We start from the raw sequence: 22,042 nt of genomic DNA, 5'->3' as shown, positions 1-22,042 counted from the left end.
GGTCAGGCCTGCGCCCCAGCCCGGTATCCGACACCGCGCACCGTGGTCACGATGCGCGGGTTGTCCGGGTCGTGCTCGACCTTTGCGCGGAGGCGCTGCACGTGAACGTTGACGAGGCGCGTGTCGGCCTTGTAGTGGTAGCCCCAGACTTGCTCGAGCAGCATCTCCCGGGTGAAGACCTGGCTTGGCTTCTCGGCGAGCGCGCGCAACAGGTCGAACTCGAGCGGCGTCAGGGCGATCGTCTGGTCGCCACGCCGGACCTCGTGTCCGGGGACATCGACCGTGAGGTCGCCAACCGTGAGCACGGAGGAGTCCGTCGCGGCCGGGCGGAGCCGGGTCCGGATGCGGGCGATGAGCTCCTTCGGGTTGAACGGCTTCACCACGTAGTCGTCGGCGCCGCTCTCCAACCCCGAGACGACATCGGTGGTGTCGCCGCGCGCGGTCAGCATGATGATCGGGGTCCCCGAGTCGGCGCGGATGCGACGGCAGACTTCGATGCCGTCGAGCCCCGGGAGCATGACGTCGAGCAGCACCAGATCCGGGTGGAAGCTCGCGAAGGCGTCGAGCGCGTGCGACCCGTCCGCGCTGAATTCCGGCTCGAAGCCTTCGCTCCGGAGAACGATGCCGATCATTTCAGCGAGCGCCTGGTCGTCATCGACCACGAGGATGCGCGGAGTCATATCGTTGCTGGCTTTCGTCGTGCCGGTTCGCCTGTCGGCGGGAACGTGCTGCGAGTCACACCTGGTCACCCGCTCGACCACGATAGCCGGATCGGTCCGCGGCGCCGAGGAGCGCGCCGCGGACGACTGGCGGTGGGTTCAGTAGCGGTAGTGATCGGGCTTGAACGGACCGTCCGGGCTGACGCCGATGTAGGCGGCCTGCTCCGGACGCAGGGTCGTGAGGTGCACGCCGAGCGCGTCGAGGTGCAGACGCGCGACCTTCTCGTCGAGGTGCTTCGGCAGGACGTACACGCCGATCGGGTACGAGTCGGGCTTCGTGAAGAGCTCGATCTGGGCGAGCACCTGGTTCGTGAACGAGTTGCTCATGACGAAGGACGGGTGGCCGGTCGCGTTGCCGAGATTCATCAGCCGGCCTTCGCTCAGGACGAGGATGCTGCGGCCGGTCGGGAGACGCCACTCGTGCACCTGCGGCTTGATCTCGATCTTCTCGACCCCGGCCAGAGCGGCGAGCCCGGCCATGTCGATCTCATTGTCGAAGTGACCGACGTTCGCGACGATCGCGAGATGCTTCAGGGCGAGCATGTCGTCCACGCCGACCACGTTCACGTTGCCGGTGCAGGTGACGACGATGTCGACCTCGGCGGCGACGTCCGCCAGCCGTGCGACCTGGTAGCCGTCCATCGCGGCCTGAAGCGCGCAGATGGGGTCGACCTCGCTCACGATGACTCGGGCGCCCTGACCCCGCAACGCTTCCGCGGCCCCCTTGCCGACGTCGCCGTAGCCCACCACGAAGGCGACCTTGCCGCCGATGAGAACATCAGTGGCGCGGTTGAGTCCGTCCGGGAGGGAGTGCCGGATCCCGTACTTGTTGTCGAACTTCGACTTCGTGACGGAGTCGTTGACGTTGATCGCCGGGAAGCGCAGGGATCCGCTGCGCGCGAGCTCGTACAGACGGTGGACGCCGGTCGTGGTCTCTTCGCTCACGCCGCGGAGATCGGCTGCGATGCGGGTCCATCGGTCGGGGCTCTGCTCGAGCGAGGCGGTGATCGTCGAGAGCACGATCCGCCACTCATCGGTGGCATCGGCCGTCGGTTCGGGAACGGACCCCGCGGCCTCGGCGTCGGCTCCGGTGTGGACGAGCAACGTGGCATCGCCGCCGTCGTCCAGGATCAAGTTCGGACCGGCCCAGTCCGCCCCGGCGGCAGCGGCCTCAGCCGACCAGTCGAAGATGCGGGAGGTGCACCACCAGTACTCGTCGAGTGTCTCGCCCTTCCAGGCAAAGACCGGGACACCGGCTGGAGCGTCCGGCGTGCCGGTCGGTCCGACGGCGACCGCGGCAGCGGCCTCGTCCTGGGTGGAGAAGATGTTGCAGCTCGCCCAGCGAACCTTCGCGCCCAGCGCCACGAGCGTCTCGATGAGCACGGCGGTCTGGACCGTCATGTGGAGCGAGCCGGCGATGCGCGCGCCCGCCAAGGGTTGCGTCGGCCCGAACTCTTCCCGGAGCGCCATGAGCCCGGGCATCTCTTGCTCGGCGAGGCGGATCTGATGCCGGCCGGCGTCGGCGAGCGCGACGTCGGCGACGCGGAAGGCGGGAACGGTCTGAGTCAGGGCCATGAGCACCAGTCTCGCATCCCCCACCGACGTGGGACGACCCTCCCCGTGCGCGGCGCCGCGCGGTGGAGTGGCTGCGCGGGAATCGCCGATCAACACCGGGGGCGAGCGCGAGACGCGCGGCTCAGCGTCGAGGGCGAGCGCGGGACGCGCCGCTCAGCAACGGGGGCGAGCGCGGGAGGCGCGGCTCAGCGTCGGGGGCGAGCGCGGGACGCGCCGCTCAGTTTTCGCAGGAGGTCAAGTTCTTGCGGTTGCGCGCGTGTTGAGCGCAACGTCCTGCTCTACCGCGCCCCGCGCACGGAGTGTCGGCACCCCGTGAACCGCGGCGCGCCCAATGGCGCACCGCCGAACGGCAAAAAGGAGGCGCGCCATCGGCGCACCACTCGGCCGTCAATAGATCGAGCGCCGACGGCGCACCGCATCGCCCTCTCCGGGGTTGGGGCTCTCGCGCGCCGCTCAGTTCTCGCCGGAGATCAACTTCCTGCCGTTGCGCGCGTGTTGAGCGCAACGTCCTGCTCTACCGCGCCCCGCGCACGGCATGTCGACGGCCGTTGCTCCGCGTCAGACGGAACGGAGGTCAGCGTTCGTCACGTGCAATCGGCGTCCGTCGGACGATCTGCCAGCCCTTCGGCACGCGAAGAACCGCGGCATGCCGGGCACACAGGTCGTAGCCGTGCGGCTCCACGCGGAGCGAGAGCGGACCCACGACCACCATCGAGTCCGCGTAGTCGTAGGTGAGCGTCGCCGCAGCGCTCGCGCCGCACGCGACCTTGCTGCAGATCCGAACATCCATCGCGGGCAAACCTATCGGACCCGCGCCGGAGCGCCCCGACTGGAGCAGTGCCGTCGGCGGCTCGGCACAGTGCGACTTCGGCACGAGCGACCACCCGACTGACGGCGCGAGCGACAGCACGAGCGACGCACGAGCAAGCACACGACCGACGCGCGAGCGCCGACACGAGCGACCCGTGAACGACCACATGACCACGGCACGAGCAAGCACACGACCGACGCGCGAGCGACGGCACGAGCGGTTCCGCGTAGGATTCCGGAATGGCCAGACGTCGTCTCCTCGTCACGCCCGTGGCTCGCGGACGGGGGCGATCGCGGCATGGGCGAGGCGGGCGGTCATCGGTGACTGGACCCGACCTCCCGCCGGTCATCACCCGCGCGGAACTCTTCGACCGGATCGTCGCAGACACGGCGCACTATCTCGTGGAGCGATGGCCCGACGAGCTCGCGAACGTCGTCTTCCAGGTCGCCGACATGCCGTCCACCGCCGAGCAGCCGACCGTCATGCCCCGGTGGCTCGTGGAGCATCAGCCGCCGCGCGTGACCATCTACCGGATTCCCGTGGAACGCGTCACGCGCCTCCCGGAGAAGGACGACCTCGACCGTCGGATCATCGTCGAGACGTCGGTGCTCCGCGCCGTCGCGGAACTCATCGGGAAAGATCCGTGGGACCTCGCGCCCGACCGGTATCGGCACTTCTGACGCGACGTCCCGCTGCGCAGCGGAAACGAGCTGATCAGCGGAAACGAGCTGATCAGCGGAACCGAGCTGATGAGCGGAACCGAGCTGGGCAGCGGAAACTCGGTGGTCCGCGGAAACGGGCGCTCAGCCGGCGGCCTGCGGGAAGACCGTCAGCGGCGACGACGCTTGCAGCGCCGGGACGATCGGGAACCCCGCGATGCCGCTCCCGCCCTGGTAGGACACGCTCGCGCGAAGGCCGATCGCGCCAGTGATCCGCATCGCGGTTGAAAGGGGAACTGCGGTATCGACCGTTGCTCCCGCTGTGACGAGCACCGACTGCGACCCCTGGTCCGATGTGAGTCGGACCGTCGCGTCGTGGCGTGTGGGATTGACGAGCGTCAGAGTGGCGCCCGGGCCGTTCACGACATCGGTCAGCACGGACGCCGTGAGCGCCGGAGCGGAGGCGAACCATCCCAGATCGGTGCGGCCTCCCGAGGTCGCCGTGCTCGTGCGCGCTGCGGCGACGACCGGACGGTCAGCGCTGATCGAGACCGAATAGGTTCCATCTGGGAAGTCCGACAACGGGATGTCGGTCACGATGCCCGGCTCCGCCGTGGCGTTCACAGTCGTGCCGCCCCCGCCCCCGCTCTGGATCGAGAGCGTCAGGTTCGCCTGCACGGCTCCCGGCACGTAGACACGGACGATCGGAGCGGCGTCCGCGGTGTCCGAGCCGCTCTGAGCGGCCTGCGCGCTCCGCACGACAACGCCCGGGATCACCTGCGTCGTGTCCGGCGCGGCACTGCCCTGAATGATGTCGACGCCACCGGGGGTGAGCGTCCGAATCACGGACTCCTGCATCATCGCGACGATCTGACCGCCGGTCGTCGTCACATGGACCACGGTCGCGGAGGCGCCACTCACGAATCCTGACAGCGGCACCACGCTCTGCGTGTGCGGAGCCACCACGATGCCGTTCGTTCCCGGTGCCGACACCGGCCCGGAGGCGTCGTAGATCGACAGGTCGACGGTCGCGTTCACAGCCGTCGGGTTCGACAGCGTGATGATGCTCGTCCGACCGGTCACGGTGGAGCCGCCGACGAGCCACGCCGACGACACCGGATCGGTGCACGCTGCAGCGGCGAGTCCGGCGAGATCCGACTGCTCGATGTCCTGGATGCCGCTTCCGGCGACTGAGGGCGTGGTCGTACCGGCGGGAGCGGTAATGGTCGTGGCACCGCTCCCGCCGTTGGGCCCGGCGTCGATCGTTCCGCGATGGACGGTGCCGTCGGAGCCGGCGGCGCTCACCGTCTCCGTGCCGAGTGCGGTCGCCGTCGTGGCGTTCTGACCGCTCGCATTCGAGAGCTGCAGCACCGAGCCGGCACACACGCGCTCCGCATCCGCCGGCACCGGAACGACGGTCTCGCCGATCGGATGACCGATTGCCGTCGGCGCGGCCAGGTCGCGCGCCGCGAAGACGGTCCCGGCAGCGATGAGGGTGACGACGACGAGCGCGCTCGTGCGGCCGACCCAGCGGCGCCGGCGTCGTACGCGTTCCGACACCGGACGTCGCGATGTGGTGCTCATTCGTCCCGCTCCTCGTCGAAGGTGGTCGCGGGTTCCTCGACCTCGAGCCGCTCGCCGACCGGATGCCGGCGCCGCGGTGCGGTCGGGATCGCGAGGAGCGCCGTCGCCCCGAACACGACCGCGAACACCAGCAGGGTCAGTGCGTGCAGCGATCGTGACGCCGCGGTGGCACCGGCCCGATGATCGATTGCGCCACCGTAGCTGTAGAGCACGCCCGTCGCGGTGGTGCCGACGCTCGTGAACAGCGCGTTCTGTCCGATCGATGCGGCGGCCCGAGCCTGAACGGTCTCGCTCCCCGGCTGTTGCACGCCGTTCTGGAGCAGCACGAACCGCACGCCGAGCTGCCGGAGGTCGGATCGCGGATCGAAACCGCTCCGGCTCGCGAGGTTCGCCGCGAGGACGCTGATCCGATGCGCCGAGGCGCTGAGCGTCGGAGCGGTCGACGTCCAGGTCGCTTGGTCGTCGAGCGCCGGACCGGCACCGCGCTCGAGCGTCGCAGCGAGCGACCCGTCCGGTTGCGGGAGGAGCACGAGCGTCCCGATGCCGGGGTCTGTCTGCGCTTGCGCGTTGACGTATGCGCTGATGACACGACCGGTGGTCGGTGTCAGCGCAGCCGTGCCGAGGTACATGCCGGCCAGCGCGGGCGCGACCGCGGCGAAGCTCAGCACCGAGGCGAGGATTGCAAGGCCCGGCGCGAGCCTGGGCAGGGTGTCGAGCCCGATCGCCGCCGCGAGCACCACGCCGATCGCCATGACGCTGAGTCCCCCACCGGGCCAGAGCGTGGTCGATGCGGAGCCGACGCTGGCGACACCGACATGGGTCGCAGCGACCGCCGTCGCGTAGCCGAGGAGCGCGAGCACGATGGAGCCGCACGCCACGATCCAGCGGTGTCCGAGGAGCGCGCCGAGCGCGGTGAGCAGGATCGGAAGCAGAACGAGTCCGGCAGCGAGCGTGACCACCGATGTGATCACGGGCGATCCGCCCACGACGGCGGCCCAGCCGTTCGCGCCGCCGATCGGCGCGCCCATCGCGAGCTGCAGCGCGTTCGGCCGCGCGTCGGCGACGGGGACGCCAGGATCGGCGGCGATCGCAAGGGGCGTGCCGCGAGCGATCTGCGCGAGGACCAGCGGCAGAAAGAGCACCGCCGCGGGCACCGGGATCGCGATCCTGCGCACCCAGTGCCGGGCGCCGAACGCGACCGCTGCGAGCCAGATGATCAGCATGACCGGCACCAGGGACGGCGAGGCGGCGACGATCAGCGCGAAGAGCAGCGCTGCACCCGCCGACGATGCCCACGAGCGGTGGGCGGTTCGCAGCAGCAGCAGAAACCACGGCAGTGCGACATGGACGAGCACCGCTCCGAGATGCCCGGTCATGACCGACGCGACGAGGGTCGGCGCGATGGCGTAGATCGCGGCACCGACCGCCGGGACCCAGCGTCGCGTCGTGACCTGGCGGATCGCGAACCAGGCGCTCGTGGCAGCGAGCGGGAGGGCGAGCAGCATCACCAGCACGATCGCCGTCGACGGCGACCAGAACGTGATCGACCCGAGGACGGCGAGCACCGCCGTGAACGGGTCCGACGGACCGGTGAAGCCGGTCCCGACCGCATGCCAGCCGTATCCGACGTTCCGCCAGAGCTGACCGACATCGTCGGACAGCGGGAGGAGGCCGCCTCCGGTCAGCGCAGGCGACCCGAAGAGCCCGAAGAGTGCCACCGCGCTGACGAGCGCGGCCCCGAGGACGACCCACATGCCGCCGTCGCCGAAGAACGAGGCCCGAGCGACCGCCGCGTCCTCGACCTGCGCGATCTCGACGTCACGTGAGGTGATGCGGCGTTCTCGCACGCTCCGCCATTGCACGCGGAGCGGCTCGATCGCGGTCCATGAGACACGGCGGGTCTTCGCGAGCGCCGCGCGCGAGCGTCGGGGCCGCGCAGAGAATGCGACCGCGAACGCCGCGCCGAGCTCGCTGCCGACCGCCGAGGGGTGCTTTCCGACGAGGTGCCCGAGCGCTCGGGCGATCGCGAGCGGCACCAGCGACAGCCAGTGGATCCAGAGCGCCGCCGCAGGGGCATAGGTCATGCGGCGGTGCAACTGGGCTTGCCGATGAATGCGCGCACGACGCCCGTCGCTCAGTCTGGAGGCGCGCCCGAAGTCCTCGATGGCGCCTGCGGTCGCGACCCGCGCGGAGGGCACCACGGTGACCCGGTGGCCGGCGAGCCGAACGCGAACGCAGAAGTCCAGGGCCGCGTCGACACTCGGGAGCGCCGGATCGAAGCCGCCGAGCGCGATCCACACCGACCGTCGCACGAGCATGCCGGCCGCACCGACGGCGAGCACATCCGTGTGGCTGTCGTGCTGCCCCTGGTCGAGTTCGTCGTGCACGAGCGCGACCGAGCGCCCGAGCCGCGTCATGCTCTCGCCGAACTCGGCGATCCGGAACGGATCGTCGATGGCCATCAGCTTCGGCCCGGCCACGGCGACGGACGGCGCGATCTCCACGGCGCGGAGCAGCGCCTCGAGCGCGCCGGGGGCTGGTGCGTTGTCGTGCCCGATCAGCCACAGCCACTCGTCGACGCCCGCATCGGCGTCACCGAGTGCAACGTCACTGGAGGCACGCTCCCCCTGGGTGATCGCGTCCCCGAAGGAGCGACCGCGGGGTATGCGGACGACGGTCGCCGAGCCTCCGAATTCGAGCCCGTCGGTGGAGCCGTCCGTCGAGCCCACGTCGACGACGGCGAGGTTTTCGGGCGGACGAGTCTGACCGGCGAGCGCGTCCAGCGTTCGGTCGATGAAGTCGGCGCCGTTGGCGCAGACGAGGATCGCGGTGACTCGGGGCTGCATGACGCGGTCACTCTAAGCGGAGTCGACACGCGATCAGCGGAGCCGGTGCGGCGCGCCCTGCCTCCCGTCGAACGGGAGGCGCGTGCCGGCTATGCGCGCCGCCGCAGCTTCCGACGTTCCCGCTCGCTGAGGCCACCCCAGATGCCGAATCGCTCGTCGTTCTCGAGCGCGTATTCGAGGCACTCGGACCGCACCTCGCACGAGCCGCAGATGCGCTTCGCCTCCCGGGTGGAGCCGCCCTTCTCCGGGAAGAACGCCTCCGGGTCGGTCTGCGCGCAGAGCGAGTCCGCCTGCCAGGCGAGCGTGTTGTCGTCGTCCGGATCGACCGCCCGGCGGACGCCCGGGACACCGAGTCGAACCGGGTCGACATGCCAGTCGTTGGGAACTCCCGACACCTGCGCGGAACCGTTCACCCTGATCACCCCTCGAACGTCTGCTGGTGGCTTCATCGCGGCGTTCGCCGCTGCTCTAATTACACAGGTGTTATTCGTCCCAGGTCAAGTCGCGAATCATAAAAGGACCGGAGAACGAAACCGCGTCTTGTCCCCCGTTTGGGCGTGTCGCGATCGTCACGCAGCGCGACGCGCCTCCCAGGCGCTCGTCACCATCTCGTCGAGAGTGTGCCGCATCGCCCAGCCAAGATCGCGTGCGGCGAGGGTTCCCGTCGCGACGATGCGTGCGGGGTCTCCCGGGCGGCGCGGAGCAATCTCCGGCTCGAACGCGATCCCGGTGCAGCGCGCCATCGCGTCCATGATCTCCCGCACGCTGACGCCGTCGCCGCTGCCCAGGTTGTAGGCCCGTTCGATGGTGTCCCCCGCAGCCAGCCGCTGCGCCGCCACGGCATGCGCCGCAGCAAGGTCGGCGACGTGGATGTAATCGCGCACGCATGTGCCGTCCGGGGTCGGGTAGTCATCGCCGTTGATCCGCGGCGTCCGGCCGGCGAGCAGCGCGTCGAAGACGAGCGGAAACAGGTTGTGCGGACTCGCGTCGTACAAGCTCGGTTCGCCGGAGCCGACCACGTTGAAATACCGGAGGCTCGTCGTGCGGAAGCCGGCCGCGGCCTCCATATCGCGGAGGAGCCACTCGCCGATGAGCTTCGACTCGCCGTAGGGCGACTCCGGCGCCTTCGGGGTCTCCTCGACGACGAGGTCGACGTCTGGCGTGCCGAACACGGCGGCGCTCGACGAGAACACGATGTTGCGGACGTCGGCGTCTGCCATCGCGCGGAGCAGCGTCACCATGCCCGTGACGTTCTGCTCGTAGGTGTGCAGGGGACGCTGCACGGAGACGCCCGCGTACTTGAAGCCGGCGATGTGCATGACGCCGTCGACGTGGTGCTCGCGCATCGTGCGCACGAGGAGATCGTGGTCGAGCACGGTGCCCTCGACGAACGGCTCTCCATCGGGCACGAACGAGCGAAATCCGCTCGATAGGTCATCGAACGACACCGTCTCGAGTCCGGCCGCACGAAGCGCGCGGACGACATGGGACCCGATGTAGCCGGCAGCGCCGGTGACCAACCAACTCATACGGATAACGCTATCGGGTGCGATCCGCGCTCAGCGGACGGTCACCGCCTCATCCGTCGCCCCGGTCGCGATGAACACGGTTGCCACGACCCCCGCGATCGCATCGGCCTCGACCGTGACCGCTCCTTCGTCCGGGGTGATGAAGCACGACTCCCCTTGGCGGAGCATCGTCGCGGAGCGAGCCCCAACGAGGGTCGCCGTGCCGGCCGTGCAGATCGCGATCGACGGACCGGTGAGCTCGACCAGACCACCGCTGCCGAGCCCCGCGGACCGCCCCGAGCCACGAACACGAATGAGTGCGAACCCAACGCCGTCCGGGGCGAACCGGTCGATCCCGGGCGCCAGCGACTCGGGCTCGAGCATCGGCACCGGGTGCGCCGTGAAGTCGAGCACGCGGAGCAGCTCGGGAACGTCGACGTGCTTCGGCGTGAGGCCTCCGCGGAGCACGTTGTCCGATGGCGCCATCAGCTCGATGCCGACACCCTCGAGGTAGGCGTGGATGTTCCCTGCGGGCAGGTACATCGCCTCGCCGTCCGCCATCCGAACGCGATGCATGAACAGGGAGACGACGATCCCGGGGTCGTCTGTGAACCGCGCGGCAAGGTCGACCACCGTCCGGATGTTCGGCGTGGGGTCGGTGACGGACCGGGCACGCTCGACGACCTCGGCGATCTGCGAGCGCGCTTGCTCGTCGGCGGTCTCCAACCATCGGACGACGGCCTCCAGCCCGGCTTCCGCGTGCCCGCGGAGCGGCGTGAGGGCGCCTGATCCGGCGTCGATCGTCGCGATGTCGGCCAGCGCTTCATCGATCGGCCGGAACCCGCTCAGCGCGTCGAATCGCTCGCTGATCGCGACGATGAGCTCCGGCTTCGGGAACGGATCCTTATAGTTCCGGTCGCTCGCGTGGAGCGGGATGCCCGCATCGTTCTCGCGGATGAACCCGTCCTTCGCCTGCTCGGGAGTCGGGTGCGCCTGGAGCGACAGCGGCGAGGCCGCGGCGAGGAGCTTGAGCAGGAACGGAAGGCCCGTCGGCCGATTGCCGCGCGGCCCGAGTGCGGTCTCCGGTTCGGCACGGATCCAGTCGGCGAGTGTGTCGGCACCGTCGACCACGGCCGGGTTGACGACGACGCTCGGCGACCCGGGGTGTGCGCCCAGCCACAGCTCCGCCTGCGGACGCCCGGTGATCGTGCGCCCGAGAATCTCCGGGATGGCTGTCGTCGATCCCCACGCGTAGTCGCGCGGCGTATTCGTGATGCCGAGGAACATGCGTCCGACCCTACTGGCCCTGCTCCGCCCGGATGGCCGCGGCGTCCGGCTACCCTTGCTCCGTGACGAACACCTGGCCCGTGGCACGCGGCCGCGTTTCGGAGGGCGAGGCCTTCTGGTTCGCGTCGACCGTGCTGTTCATCGTGTTCGCGGGTGACGGTTTCCCGAACCTGCTGGGTTGGACGGGCTGGGCGGTCGTCTGCAGCCTTGCGGGCCTCTGGGGCATCGCGATCCTGGTGCGCGCACGACCGCCGGTCACGCGAACGCCTCGGGCCCTGTGGATCTTCCTCGGCTGGTGCCTGATCTCGTTCGCGTGGTCGCACTGGCGTGCCGCGACCGCCGCCAGCATCGCCGCGCAGGTGTTGTGCGCGCTGATGGCCTTCACGATCGCGTCGACGCTCTCGTGGCGCCGAATCCTCGACGCGCTGAGCCTGGCGCTCCGCTGGGTCGTGCTCCTGTCACTGCTGCTCGAACTCGTCGTCGCCGCGGTCGTCCGGCATCCGGTCGCTCCGGTGTGGTCCGACTACGGCCACCGGAAGGTCCCGCAGGCGTTCTACTTCTCCCGGGCCGATCTCTTCACGGGTGGTCAGATCCAGGGGCTTCCCGGCAACTCCAACCTGCTGGCCATGGTCGCGCTGCTCGCCGCGATCGCCGTCGGCGTGCAGTGGGCCGACGGCCGTCTCCGCCGGAACCGGGCGATCGGCTGGCTCGTGCTCGCGACGCTGACACTCGCCCTGACCCGGTCCGCCACGGTGCTCGTCGCGACCGTGGTCACCGCGCTCGTTCTCGCCGCCGCTGTGCTGATCCGCCGCATTCCGACCGAACGCCGCACGCGCGCGTATCTCGGCGCGCTCATCGTGGCGCTCGCCCTCGCGGCGGTCGCCTGGGTGGGACGAACGCCGATCCTGCACCTGCTCGGCAAGAGCTCGACCCTCACTGGTCGCGCCGGAATCTGGCAGCACGTGTGGGACCTCGCGAAGCAGCATCCGGTCATCGGATGGGGATGGATCGGATACTGGTGGCCGAACGTTGCGCCGCTCGACCACCTCGTCGTCCGAAAGGGCGTCACCTACCTCCAGGCACACGACGCCTACCTCGACCTTTGGATGCAGGTCGGGGTCATCGGGATGGCGCTGTTCATCGTGTACGTCGTCACGACGCTCGGGCGCGGGTGGGCGAGCGCAACCCGCTTCAGCTACACGGCGGAGCGCGAAACGATTCCGTTCTCGGCGGTCTCGCTGTTCGGACTGCTCATCGCCACGGCGCTCGTCGTGCAGTCGCTCACCGAGTCTCGGCTCCTGTACGAGGGCAACTGGATTCTGTTCGCGGTGATCGCCGTCAAATCGCGCATCGTGCTCGTCGGCGAGGAGCCGCCGTCGCTCGGCGACGGACCCCGTACGCCGGGGACCCGGCGCGCCTTCCGAACGACGGTCCCGCTGATCCCGGGGGCGACCGCGGGGCGGAGCGGTCTTCGCTGAGTGCGGGAGGAGCCTCCTGACCGGCGCGTGCGCCAGAATCGAACGGTGACGAACAGCGGCGGGGCGACGAGACGCGTCCTCGCACGTCGGTACCTGTCCGCATGGATCGGGTTCTCGGCAGGCGGCCGATTCAGCCAGGCGCTCGCGACCGCCATCGTGCTGTTCGCGTTCGGTCAGCCCACGGTGCGCGTGCTGCTCGGTGCGGCCGGCACCTGGGCGATCCTTGCCACGCTCGTCGTGCTCGCGGGGCTGAGCCTGCTCGGGCAGCGGTACCGCATCGAATGGCATGGTGTGCTGCCGCTGTCGCTGCTGTCCTTCGTCGGCTACATCGCGCTGAGCGTGCTCTGGAGCCAATACTCGTGGGTCGCGTTGCGGGGGTTCGCCGCAACGGTCTGCTTCGTGGCGCTCGGCCTGTATCTCGCGCTCGGACGCGACCTCGTCCAGATCATCCGCGCCAGCGGCGACGCCTTCCGCGTCCTCATCGTCGTCGCGCTCGGTCTGGAGGTCCTGGTCGGCCTGCTCTTGAACACCTCGTTCCCGGCGCTCGGAATCCAGGGCAACATCGGTGTCGGAGGCCCGATCCAGGGCATCGGCGGTACGCGGAACTTCATGGGGTTCGTGGCCGGCATGGCGCTGGTGACGTTCGTCGTCGAGTACCTGACGAGATCGGTGACGATCTGGCGGGCCTGTACGTCCACCGCGCTGGCGCTGATCGCCCTGATGCTCGTGCAGTCGCCGATCACGGGCATCGCGATGATCGCGCTGGCGATCACGGCGCTCGCCCTCGCGGCGCTCCGGCATGCGCAACCCGCGACGCGGCCGATCGTGAACGCGGTCCTCGGCGCGGTCCTCCTGGTCGTGATCGTGGTCGGGATCGCTGCGAGGCATCGCATCCTCGCGGAGATCGGCGCCGCCGACGGCACTGCGACGCGGCTGTCACTCTGGGCGCAGCTGCGCGTGCTCACCACGGTGTACCCGATCCAGGGCTGGGGCTGGGTCGGCACGTGGCCGCACGAGCAGATCTACCCGTTCGACACGCTGATCGACCCCGCCGGGCACCCGTTCACCTCTGGGCTCAATGCGTTCGTCGACGCCTGGATGCAGATCGGGATCGCGGGCGCGCTCATCCTGGCGATCGCCGCCGGTCTCGCGTTCGCCCGCGCGTGGGTCACCGCGACGACGTATCCCGGAGTCGCCTATGTCTGGCCGGCCGCGGTGCTCGTGCTCCTCGGGGTGACGAGCGCCGCGGAGAGCTACCTGCTCCACGGCGCGGGCCTGATGATCTTCGTCACCGTGCTCGTCGTCGCCGCGCGGCGGCGCTCCTGGCGTCGGCACCTGCCCCGCCCCTGAGTGCGCAGCCCGGCCAGCCGGCTCGTCGGCCGACTGCGGTCGCACGCGCTCGGCGGAGCGGGACCGTCGGTCAGCGTCGCTTCAGGTGCAGGCGACGCTCGATCCCCCACTGCGTGACCTTGAGCATCGCCTCGACGATGATCGACTGGGACATCTTGGACACCCCGTAGATCCGGTCCCGGAACGTGATCGGAACCTCGACGATGCGCCCCCCGAGGGCGTCGACGCGAAGGGTCATGTCGATTTGGAAGCAGTACCCCTTCGAGTCGATCGAGTCGAGGTCCATGCGGGCGATCGCGTCCGCCCGGTAGACCCGGAACCCGGCGGTGATGTCGTGCACGGAGAGCCCGAGCATGATCCGCGCGTACGTGTTCGCGCCACGGCTCAGGAACTCGCGTCGCTTCGGCCAGTCGACGACCTTGCCGCCGCGCACCCAGCGCGATCCGATCGCGAGCATCACGTGTTCAGACGGGGCTGCGGTCGCCACGGCCTGGATCATCGCGGGCAGCCGATCTGCCGGGTGCGATCCGTCGGCGTCCATCTCGATGAGGTATCCGTACCCGCGCTCGAGACCCCACCGGAACCCGGTCACGTAGGCGCTGCCGAGGCCGAGCTTGCCGGCGCGGCGCAGGAGGTGCACCCGGTCGTTCGATGCCGCCATCGCCTCGACGAGGTCGCCTGTGCCGTCAGGACTCGCGTCGTCGACGACGAGGAGGTGCGCCTCCGGAACGGTATCGAGGATGCGGCGTGCGATGCCGTCGATGTTCTCGGCCTCGTTGTAGGTCGGGACGATGACGAGCGGGGTCGATTCGAGGGGCACGGTCTTCTTTCTGTTCACGCTGCAAGGCGACGAGGGCGTCGCGGGTCAGCCGACCCGCTCGATCATGGCGCATGGGATGACGACGCTCCAAGGCGGATGCGGCGCTTCCTGTATGAGTATTCCGGGAGGCGCGTTGTGCGCGGCGCAGGCAACGCGTGCGTTCTGGATCTGCGGCGACCAGAGCGGCCCCTGATCGCGGGTGGTCGTCGATGGGACGACGTTGACGACGAAGACGACGACCACGCCGACGGCAGCGGCCCATCCGATGAGACGGAGGGGCCGCTCGGCTGCGCCGAGGTAGACGTCGGTCGCCACCACGAGGGCGGCCAGCAGGAACAGCGAACCGACCGCGGCATATCGGCTCGTGCCGAGTGCGCGCAGTTGCGCAGCCGTGTATTCGGCGAACCGGAACTCGACGATGTGATTCACGAGGACTGACGCGGACCAGGTGATCGCAGAGCCCCAGAGCAGTGCGCCGATCAGGAGCCGATGGCGGGCGCTCCCCCGCCAGAGTGCGACGGCGAGATACCCGAGCGCACCAAGGAACGGCACCACCACGACGAGAGCACCCCATCGTGCGACGGCCGCGCCGACCGAGGCGGAGTTGCCGACGAACGACTGCGCGAAGGGCTCCAACACGTAGCCGACGGCGACGTCGCGCACGCTGTCGGTTGCGCCTGCCGGTGGCGTGCGCGGGTACAGCAGCGACGTGACGACCTGGCAGCACGCGGCGACGAGCGCCGCCGCCGTCACCGGAAGACTCCGGAGCGATGGACGGCGTAGCGCGAGCAGCGGCACGAAGAGGATCGTCTGGATCTCGGTCAGTCCGACGAGAACGGCGACACCGCCGAGCGCGGCAGCGGTCCACCACGTTCGGGGCCGCGCGAGGAACAGCCACGGCGTCAGGTAGAGCAGGAACGAATGGAGGTTGGCGGCGTTGCCGAGGATCTCGACCGGGCTGAGTGGGGCGAGCGCGGGCACGACGGCGAGCGCGAGTCGCATGGCGGGCGCGTCGATGACGTCTCGCGAGAGGACGTACACAAGCGCGCCGACGCCACCCACGACGAGCACTGTGATCGCCGTGATCGTGCGAGCGAAGTCCCCGATCGGGGTGATGTGCACGGCGACATCGACGATGAGCCTCGGCACGAGGTGCAGGTAGCCCTGATAGGGGATGAACAGGCTGCCGAGCGAGCCGTGCTGCAGATTGTCCGCGAGGAAGAACTTGCCGTCTTCACCCCAGAGCGTCCCGCGGGCGATGGCGGGAAGCCTCGACCACGCGAGCGCCGACGGCAGGGCGATGACCCCGATCGGGACGAGCTGCCCCAGGGTGCCGCGACCGCCGCGACGCTGGTGGCGCGGCGCGCTGACGCTTGCCACGGCATCTGACGGCATTGAGCGATCGTCGCACACATGCGTGCGCGTTGCAGCAGTGAGCCGACCATCCGGAGCAGCGCAGCCGTAAGGTGGCCTCGCGGCGCCGCATGACGGCATCGCACGTCCGACGCTCCGGTCACCGCGCCGTCGAGCTCCGCCAACATCCGGTTCGGAGTCCTGACCATGCCGTTGTCACCACAGCGCCCGCTCGCACGGGCAGCGCTTGTCGGCGCGCTCATCGCGACCCTCGGTGCCGCTGCACCCGCGGACGCCGCAGCCGCGGACGCCTCTGCCTCGCCGACAGCGGGCGCCTCTCCCTCGCCGTCAACGGGCGCCTCTGCCGCCCCGACAGCGGGCGCAAGCGCCGCACCGACAGCGCCTGCCACGCCGAGCGCATCCGCTCCGCCGACCACGCCCCCCGCACCGCCCGCCTCCACCGCCCCGACGCCAACCCCGACGGGCGCGGACGTTTCGTACCCGCAGCGCTCCGGCCCGTTCCCCGCACACCAGGCATTCGGCATCGTGGGCGTGAACTGGCCCAACGCGGGAGGCGCCAACCCGTTCCGCACGACCGATATCGACTGGGCGCTCGGCTCGAGCGGGCGCGCCGGCACCGATCGGATTCAGCTCTACGTGCTCACCGCCGAGCCAGGCGCAAGCGTCGCGGCGCAGTGGCCGACATCCGACGTCGTCGGCTCCCGACCGATCCGCACCCCATACGGCACGTGCACCGGCGGAGACAGCACCGCCTGCGCGTACGTGTACGGCTATGGCCTTGCTGCTCACGACACAACGCTCGTCCCCCATCCCGCCGGGTTCCGATGGTGGCTCGACGTCGAGACCGGTGCGAGCTGGCAGCCGTCGACCTCGGCAGGCCAATCCGCCAACCGCGCAGCGCTCGAGGGCATGGTCGCCGGACTGCACGCGGCTGGGGCGAACCACATCGGGATCTATTCGACGGGCCTCCAGTGGTCCAGCATCGCCGGCGCGGTTCCGTCGACGAGTCCGCTGAACGGGCTTCCGGAGTGGCTCGCGATCGGCCCGGCCACGGCGACGGCCGCCCGCACCGCGTGCAGCACCCCCTCATTCACGCACGGCCCGCTCCGGATGGTGCAGTTCGTCCGCGGCACCGTCGCCACCGGCTCGGATATCGACGTCCTCTGCCGATGAGGCGCCGCGCCGTGTGCGCGACGCGCACGCTCAGGGAGACGGTGTCTAGGGCTGCTCGATGCGCGCCGAGGACGAGGTGAGCAGCGCCTCCACAACGCGTCGCTGAGCCCGGTTGACGCCATCGCCCTGGCGCCGGCTGCGTGCGTGGCGGACGAGCCCCGGGGCCTCCCGCAGCAGTCGAAGCCATGCCGTCCGTTCGAGCTGCGCCGATTCGGGCCTGGCGAGATCGATCGCGGCTCGCGCGACGGTTCGCGCGAGGACGCGCACAATGAGCCCTGCGGAGCCGTTCCGCAGGACGACGGCGAGCCGGTTGCGCATGCTCTGGTAGCGCACGAGCGTGCCGCTGCTCGCGGAACTCGCTGCGTGCCGGTGCACGATGACGGCGTCCGGCACCGAACGAATGTCGTAGCCCGCGAGACGGAGCCGCCACGACACGTCCACATCCTCGTAGTACATGAACAGCCAGGGATCGAATCCGCCGACCTCCTCGAGCGCCGCTCGTCGCAGGAACGCCGCGCCCCCCGAGAATCCAAACAGCGGCGTCGTCTCGCGGGGTCCTTCGACAGGTGCGAGCCAGTCGCGGTCGCGACCGTTCCCGGTTCGATCAAGCACGACGCCGGTTCCGTTGATGAGCGACTCGCCGACGCTCGGTCCCCGGAGGCTCGCCTCGCCTCCGTCGGCCCGAAGCGCCGCTGGGTCGCTGTCTGCCTGGAGGTTCGCCTCACCTCCGTCGGCGGCAGCCAGCGCTGTGGCCCGCCGCCATCGGACCCCGCCGGGCGCAACCAGATCGTGCGCGTCGGCGGTCCCCCCGCTCGGGACGCGACGGAACGAGCCCTCGAGCACCGCGGTCGCGGCGAGCGCGGCGACCCGCGGTCCGGAGGCCTCCAGCATGATGCGGCCACGTTCGAGGAAGCCGTGGTCGGGAACCGCATCGTTGTTGACGAGCACCGCGATCGCGCCGTCCGCCGCCGCAAGCCCGAGGGTGACGCCGCCCGCGAATCCGGTGTTCGCTCGACTCGTCACAAGACGAATAGCCGGATAGTCCACGCGGTAGGCGCTCACGGTTTCGTCGTCGGCGTCGTTCACCACGAGGACGACCTCGAACCGCCACTCGGTGCGCTGCCCGAGGATCGCGTCGAGCGCACGCCGCGTGAGCACCGGCTGGTGCCAGTCGATGACGATCACGGAAGCGTCCATGCTTCCATCCTCGCAGCGTGCGACCAGCCGATGGCCGATCGGCAATCGTTATAGTGGTGTCGCCTTCCGGCCTTCGTGGCCCGACCGCACAAGTCTGGAGAGCCAGTGCCCGCAACCGCACCCCGCGTGTCCATCGTCATCATCAACTTCCGCGGGACGGATGACACGCTCGAGTGCGTCGCCCGCGTCAACGAGGTGGATTGGCCGGCCGAGCAGCTCGAGATCATCGTCGTCGAGAACGGATCGGGCGACGGTAGCGAGGCGCGCCTCCGAGCCGAGCTCGGCAACCAGGCGAACGTGCGGATCGTCGTGTCGGCGGAGAACCTCGGATTCACCGGCGGATCGAACCTCGGCGCACGTGAGGCGACGGGCGAATTCGTCGCGTTCCTGAACAACGATGCCAAGCCCGACCCCGCGTGGATTCGAGAGGGCATCGCCGGCTTCGCGCCCAGCCCCCGCGTCGCAGCGGTCGCCAGCAAGGTCCTCGACTGGGACGGCAAGGCCATCGACTTCGTCGGCTCCGGGCTCACCTGGTTCGGGATGGGCTACAAGGAGCACGTCACCGAGATCGACGATGGCCGCTACGACACACCACGCGACCTGTTGTTCGGCACGGGTTCGGCGCTGTTCGTGCGGCGGCATGTGTTCCTCGAGGTCGGTGGGTTCGACGAGGGCCTGTTCATGTTCTACGACGACGTCGACCTCGGGTGGCGTCTCAACCTCCTCGGGTTCACCGTGCGCTTCGCACCGACGTCGGTCGTGTACCACAAGCATCACGGGTCGATGCGGTCGTTCGGCGAATACCGCGAGATGTACCTGCTCGAGCGCAACGCCCTGCACCTCCTGTACAAGAACCTGTCGGACGAGAATCTCGGCACGTTCCTCCCGGCCGCGCTCGCACTCCTCGGACGGCGTGCCGTCGCCAAGAGCGGTCTCGACTCCACCCAGTTCGACCTTCGGAAGTTCACCGGCTCGGCCGACGAGTTCGAGCCGACGACCGCGGTGTCGAAGGACACGGTCGCGGGTCTCTTCGCACTCGACCAGTTCGTCGCCGATCTCCCCCGCCTGCAGGAGGAGCGCGCCCGCATCCAGGCGCGACGGGTGAAGACCGACAAGGACGTCTTCCGGCTCTTCGGCGACGCCGCCATGCCGCTCTTCGAGAACGGGTATTTCCTCGAGGGCTTCCAGGCGATCGAGCGCGCGTTCGACGTCGAGCGGCCCCTGCAGCGAACCCGCGTCATCGTCATCACCGGAGACGCACTCGGCGACAAGATGGCCGGCCCCGGGATGCGCGCGTGGAAGATCGCGGAGGCGCTGAGCGAGCACAACGACGTTCGCCTGCTCACCTGGAACGTCGCGGCCCGCAAGTCCGACCGATTCGAGGTCGCGCGAGTCCCGCTGCAGCACGAGCGCGCGATGAAAGCCCACGAGGAATGGGCCGACGTCATCTTCTTCCAGGGCTACGCGCTGCACCACTTCACGACGCTGCAGCGGTCGAACAAGATCATGGTGGTCGATCTGTACGACCCGATGCATCTCGAGCAGCTCGAGCAGGCGCGCGACAACGGCGACGTCGGCTGGCGGAACCAGGTCGAGTCGACGACGAACGTCATCAATGCCCAGCTTGAGCGGGGCGACTTCTTCCTCTGCGCCTCCGAGCGTCAGCGGCTGTTCTGGATCGGACAGCTCGCCGCGGTCGGGCGGGTCAACCCGGACAACTACCTCGCCGATGACAACCTCAACAAGCTCATCGCGATCGCTCCGTTCGGCATGGACTCGACGCCGCCGAAGCACGAACGGAAGGCGATCCGCGGCGTCGTGCCCGGCATCGGCGATGACGACAAGGTCGTGATCTGGGGTGGCGGCATCTACAACTGGTTCGATACGCCGACCCTCGTGCGCGCCGTTGCGAAGGTCGCGAAGAAGCACGACAACATCCGCCTGTTCTTCATGGGTGTCGCGCATCCGAATCCTGACGTTCCCGAGATGGCGATCGTCGCCGAGACGCGTCGGCTGAGCGCCGAGCTCGGCCTCACCGGCAAGCACATCTTCTTCAATGAGCAGTGGGTCGCGCTCGACGATCGGCAGAACTACCTCATGGAGGCGGACGCCGGCGTCTCAACGCACTACGCGCACATCGAGACGACGTTCTCGTTCCGCACGCGGATCCTCGACTACATGTGGGCGAACCTGCCGATCGTGACCACCAATGGCGACAGCTTCGGCGACCTCGTCGCAGCAGAGGGCATGGGAGTCGCCGTCCCCGAGCGGGATGTCGACAAGCTCGCCGCGGCGCTTGAGCGAATGCTCTACAACGATCGGGCCATCGCTGCTGCCCGGGCAGCCGTGAGCCGCGTCCGTGAGCAGTTCACGTGGGAGAAAGCGCTCGCGCCGCTCGTCGAGTTCTGCAAGGACCCCGCTGTCGCCGCCGACCGCGCCGATGAGGCTGCCCACACCGCGGTCACCGGACTCGTACCACGGCGCCAATCTCCGATCAGCGCTCGTCACGACCGAGAGCTGCGATTCCACCAGATCGCAAACAGTCGGCATGGCATCCGCCGAGACGTCATGCTCGCGACACACTATCTGCGGGAGAGCGGCGTGAGCGGGCTCCGCACGAAGGTGTCGAACCGCCTCCGCACCATGCGCGAGAGCAAGTACGGCCGCTGAGCGGCCCGCGGATCCTGTGGCGTGCCGGAGGTATAGTTTCCTGTTCGCCCGGAGGTCGCCCGGCGGTACGACTGCGCCCCTTCAGAGTGAGGTAATCATGAGCAACATCGTCTCCGAGCGGTTCGAGCGCCTTCGCGCCGAACCCATGGTCCCGGCTGGGCGCCCGTCGAGCGCAATCGTCGGCGCGGTAAAGGAGATCGTGGCTCAGCGGCAGCTCCTCGACCTGCTGATCCGCCGAGACCTCAAGTCGAAGTACAAGGACAGCGCGCTCGGCTTCCTCTGGACGCTCATTCGGCCCCTTGTCCAACTCGCGATCTACTACCTCGTGCTCGGGCAGATCCTCGGTGCGTCGCGCGGAATCCCCGCGTTCGCGGTCTACGTCTTCTCGGGCCTCACGCTCTACGGTCTGTTCAGCGAGATCCTTGCCGGCGGCACGTCGTCAATCGTCGGCAACGGGGGCCTCATCAAGAAGGTGTATCTCCCCCGCGAGATCTACCCCCTCGCAACGGTCGGCGGAGCGCTCTTCAACTTCGCCGTCCAGCTCGTGGTCCTGTTCGTCGCGACCATCCTGGTCGGACAGTTCCCCTGGCGACTCGACCTGCTGTACTTCTTCCCGTCGGTCGTCGTGATCCTGATCTGGGCGACCGCGCTCGCACTGCTCCTCTCGGCCGTGAATGTGTACCTGCGGGACATGCAGTACCTCGTTGAGGTGCTGGTCCTCCTGCTCATGTGGGCCTCCCCGATCGTCTACTCCTGGCAGACCGTTGCGACGCGGGGCGCGTCATGGCTCCTCCAGCTGTACACGGCGAATCCGATCACCCTCGCCGTGCTCGGAATCCACCGTGCCTTCTGGGTGGCCGGACCGGACAGCGAGTACCCGCCGCATCTTCTGCTCCGGATGGTGATCGCCGCGGCCGTCGGCCTCGTCGCCATGTTCGTATGCCACCGCGTGTTCACGCGCCTGCAGGGCAACTTCGCTCAGGAGATCTGA

17 protein-coding genes are annotated in these 22,042 nt (G+C 69.3%); 6 read left to right on the top strand and 11 right to left on the bottom strand.

What is annotated here, in order from left to right; all coding sequences use genetic code 11:
• Nucleotides 1–2: 2 nt before the first annotated feature.
• From mtrA to CAM01S_RS02595, 3 genes are all read right to left on the bottom strand, one after another.
• The gene (mtrA, locus tag CAM01S_RS02605; protein ID WP_066515919.1) at nt 3–680 is read right to left on the bottom strand and encodes an MtrAB system response regulator MtrA; all 678 of its coding nucleotides are present in this window, start codon (nt 678–680) and stop codon (nt 3–5) included.
• 138 nt (nt 681–818) lie between these two features.
• A complete protein-coding gene (gene ahcY / locus CAM01S_RS02600) occupies nt 819–2,294 on the bottom strand; it encodes an adenosylhomocysteinase (RefSeq protein ID WP_066515911.1) in 1,476 nt (491 codons plus the stop codon).
• Between the two features lie 574 nt (nt 2,295–2,868).
• The gene (locus CAM01S_RS02595; protein ID WP_066516740.1) at nt 2,869–3,084 is read right to left on the bottom strand and encodes a DUF3499 family protein; all 216 of its coding nucleotides are present in this window, start codon (nt 3,082–3,084) and stop codon (nt 2,869–2,871) included.
• A 260-nt stretch (nt 3,085–3,344) separates the two neighbouring features.
• On the opposite strand from CAM01S_RS02595, the gene CAM01S_RS02590 reads away from it, so the two are divergent.
• Entirely contained in the window at nt 3,345–3,785 is a 441-nt protein-coding gene (locus CAM01S_RS02590) for a metallopeptidase family protein (RefSeq protein ID WP_066515904.1), read from the top strand.
• A 123-nt stretch (nt 3,786–3,908) separates the two neighbouring features.
• Here the strand turns inward: CAM01S_RS02590 and CAM01S_RS02585 are convergent, their stop codons facing one another.
• From CAM01S_RS02585 to manA, 5 genes are all read right to left on the bottom strand, one after another.
• On the bottom strand, nt 3,909–5,348 hold the full coding sequence (locus tag CAM01S_RS02585) for a DUF5719 family protein (protein WP_066515901.1): 1,440 nt from the start codon (nt 5,346–5,348) through the stop codon (nt 3,909–3,911).
• Nucleotides 5,345–8,194, bottom strand: coding sequence for a glycosyltransferase family 2 protein (locus CAM01S_RS02580; RefSeq protein WP_066515898.1), 2,850 nt, complete (start codon nt 8,192–8,194; stop codon nt 5,345–5,347). The genes CAM01S_RS02585 and CAM01S_RS02580 overlap by 4 nt, the downstream gene beginning before the upstream one ends.
• An 89-nt stretch (nt 8,195–8,283) precedes the next feature.
• Nucleotides 8,284–8,643 carry a WhiB family transcriptional regulator gene (locus tag CAM01S_RS02575; protein WP_083527660.1) on the bottom strand — a complete coding sequence of 120 codons (360 nt, stop codon included), beginning with the start codon at nt 8,641–8,643 and terminating at the stop codon, nt 8,284–8,286.
• Between the two features lie 120 nt (nt 8,644–8,763).
• A complete protein-coding gene (gene galE, locus CAM01S_RS02570) occupies nt 8,764–9,723 on the bottom strand; it encodes a UDP-glucose 4-epimerase GalE (RefSeq protein WP_066515894.1) in 960 nt (319 codons plus the stop codon).
• Nucleotides 9,724–9,753: 30 nt separating this feature from the next.
• Nucleotides 9,754–10,989 carry a mannose-6-phosphate isomerase, class I gene (manA, locus tag CAM01S_RS02565; RefSeq protein ID WP_083527659.1) on the bottom strand — a complete coding sequence of 412 codons (1,236 nt, stop codon included), beginning with the start codon at nt 10,987–10,989 and terminating at the stop codon, nt 9,754–9,756.
• Nucleotides 10,990–11,051: 62 nt separating this feature from the next.
• Here manA and CAM01S_RS02560 point away from each other — a divergent pair, with 62 nt between their 5' ends.
• Both CAM01S_RS02560 and CAM01S_RS02555 read left to right on the top strand, forming a co-directional pair.
• Nucleotides 11,052–12,467 carry an O-antigen ligase family protein gene (locus tag CAM01S_RS02560; protein ID WP_157071358.1) on the top strand — a complete coding sequence of 472 codons (1,416 nt, stop codon included), beginning with the start codon at nt 11,052–11,054 and terminating at the stop codon, nt 12,465–12,467.
• A 45-nt stretch (nt 12,468–12,512) separates the two neighbouring features.
• Nucleotides 12,513–13,817: an exopolysaccharide production protein gene (locus CAM01S_RS02555; protein WP_157071357.1), complete on the top strand. Its 1,305-nt coding sequence runs from the start codon at nt 12,513–12,515 to the stop codon at nt 13,815–13,817.
• Between the two features lie 70 nt (nt 13,818–13,887).
• Here the strand turns inward: CAM01S_RS02555 and CAM01S_RS02550 are convergent, their stop codons facing one another.
• Entirely contained in the window at nt 13,888–14,655 is a 768-nt protein-coding gene (locus CAM01S_RS02550) for a polyprenol monophosphomannose synthase (RefSeq protein WP_169795812.1), read from the bottom strand.
• A gap of 27 nt (nt 14,656–14,682) precedes the next feature.
• Complete coding sequence (locus tag CAM01S_RS02545; protein WP_066515873.1) at nt 14,683–16,032, bottom strand: hypothetical protein; 1,350 nt, start codon at nt 16,030–16,032, stop codon at nt 14,683–14,685.
• 165 nt (nt 16,033–16,197) lie between these two features.
• Here CAM01S_RS02545 and CAM01S_RS02540 point away from each other — a divergent pair, with 165 nt between their 5' ends.
• On the top strand, nt 16,198–17,184 hold the full coding sequence (locus tag CAM01S_RS02540) for a glycoside hydrolase family 25 domain-containing protein (RefSeq protein ID WP_066515868.1): 987 nt from the start codon (nt 16,198–16,200) through the stop codon (nt 17,182–17,184).
• Between the two features lie 45 nt (nt 17,185–17,229).
• On the opposite strand, the gene CAM01S_RS02535 is transcribed toward CAM01S_RS02540, so the two are convergent.
• Nucleotides 17,230–18,381 (bottom strand): glycosyltransferase, encoded by a 1,152-nt coding sequence (locus CAM01S_RS02535; protein ID WP_066515864.1) that lies wholly within the window; start codon nt 18,379–18,381, stop codon nt 17,230–17,232.
• A gap of 126 nt (nt 18,382–18,507) precedes the next feature.
• On the opposite strand from CAM01S_RS02535, the gene CAM01S_RS02530 reads away from it, so the two are divergent.
• The gene (locus CAM01S_RS02530; protein ID WP_245631506.1) at nt 18,508–21,051 is read left to right on the top strand and encodes a glycosyltransferase; all 2,544 of its coding nucleotides are present in this window, start codon (nt 18,508–18,510) and stop codon (nt 21,049–21,051) included.
• A 97-nt stretch (nt 21,052–21,148) separates the two neighbouring features.
• A complete protein-coding gene (locus CAM01S_RS02525; protein WP_066515854.1) occupies nt 21,149–22,042 on the top strand; it encodes an ABC transporter permease in 894 nt (297 codons plus the stop codon).

It is taken from the genome of Curtobacterium ammoniigenes NBRC 101786 (assembly GCF_001571045.1).
In the GTDB taxonomy this organism is placed as follows: domain Bacteria; phylum Actinomycetota; class Actinomycetes; order Actinomycetales; family Microbacteriaceae; genus Curtobacterium; species Curtobacterium ammoniigenes.
The sequence above is the reverse complement of the archived record's forward strand: the minus strand, read 5'-3'. Positions and strand labels throughout refer to the sequence as shown.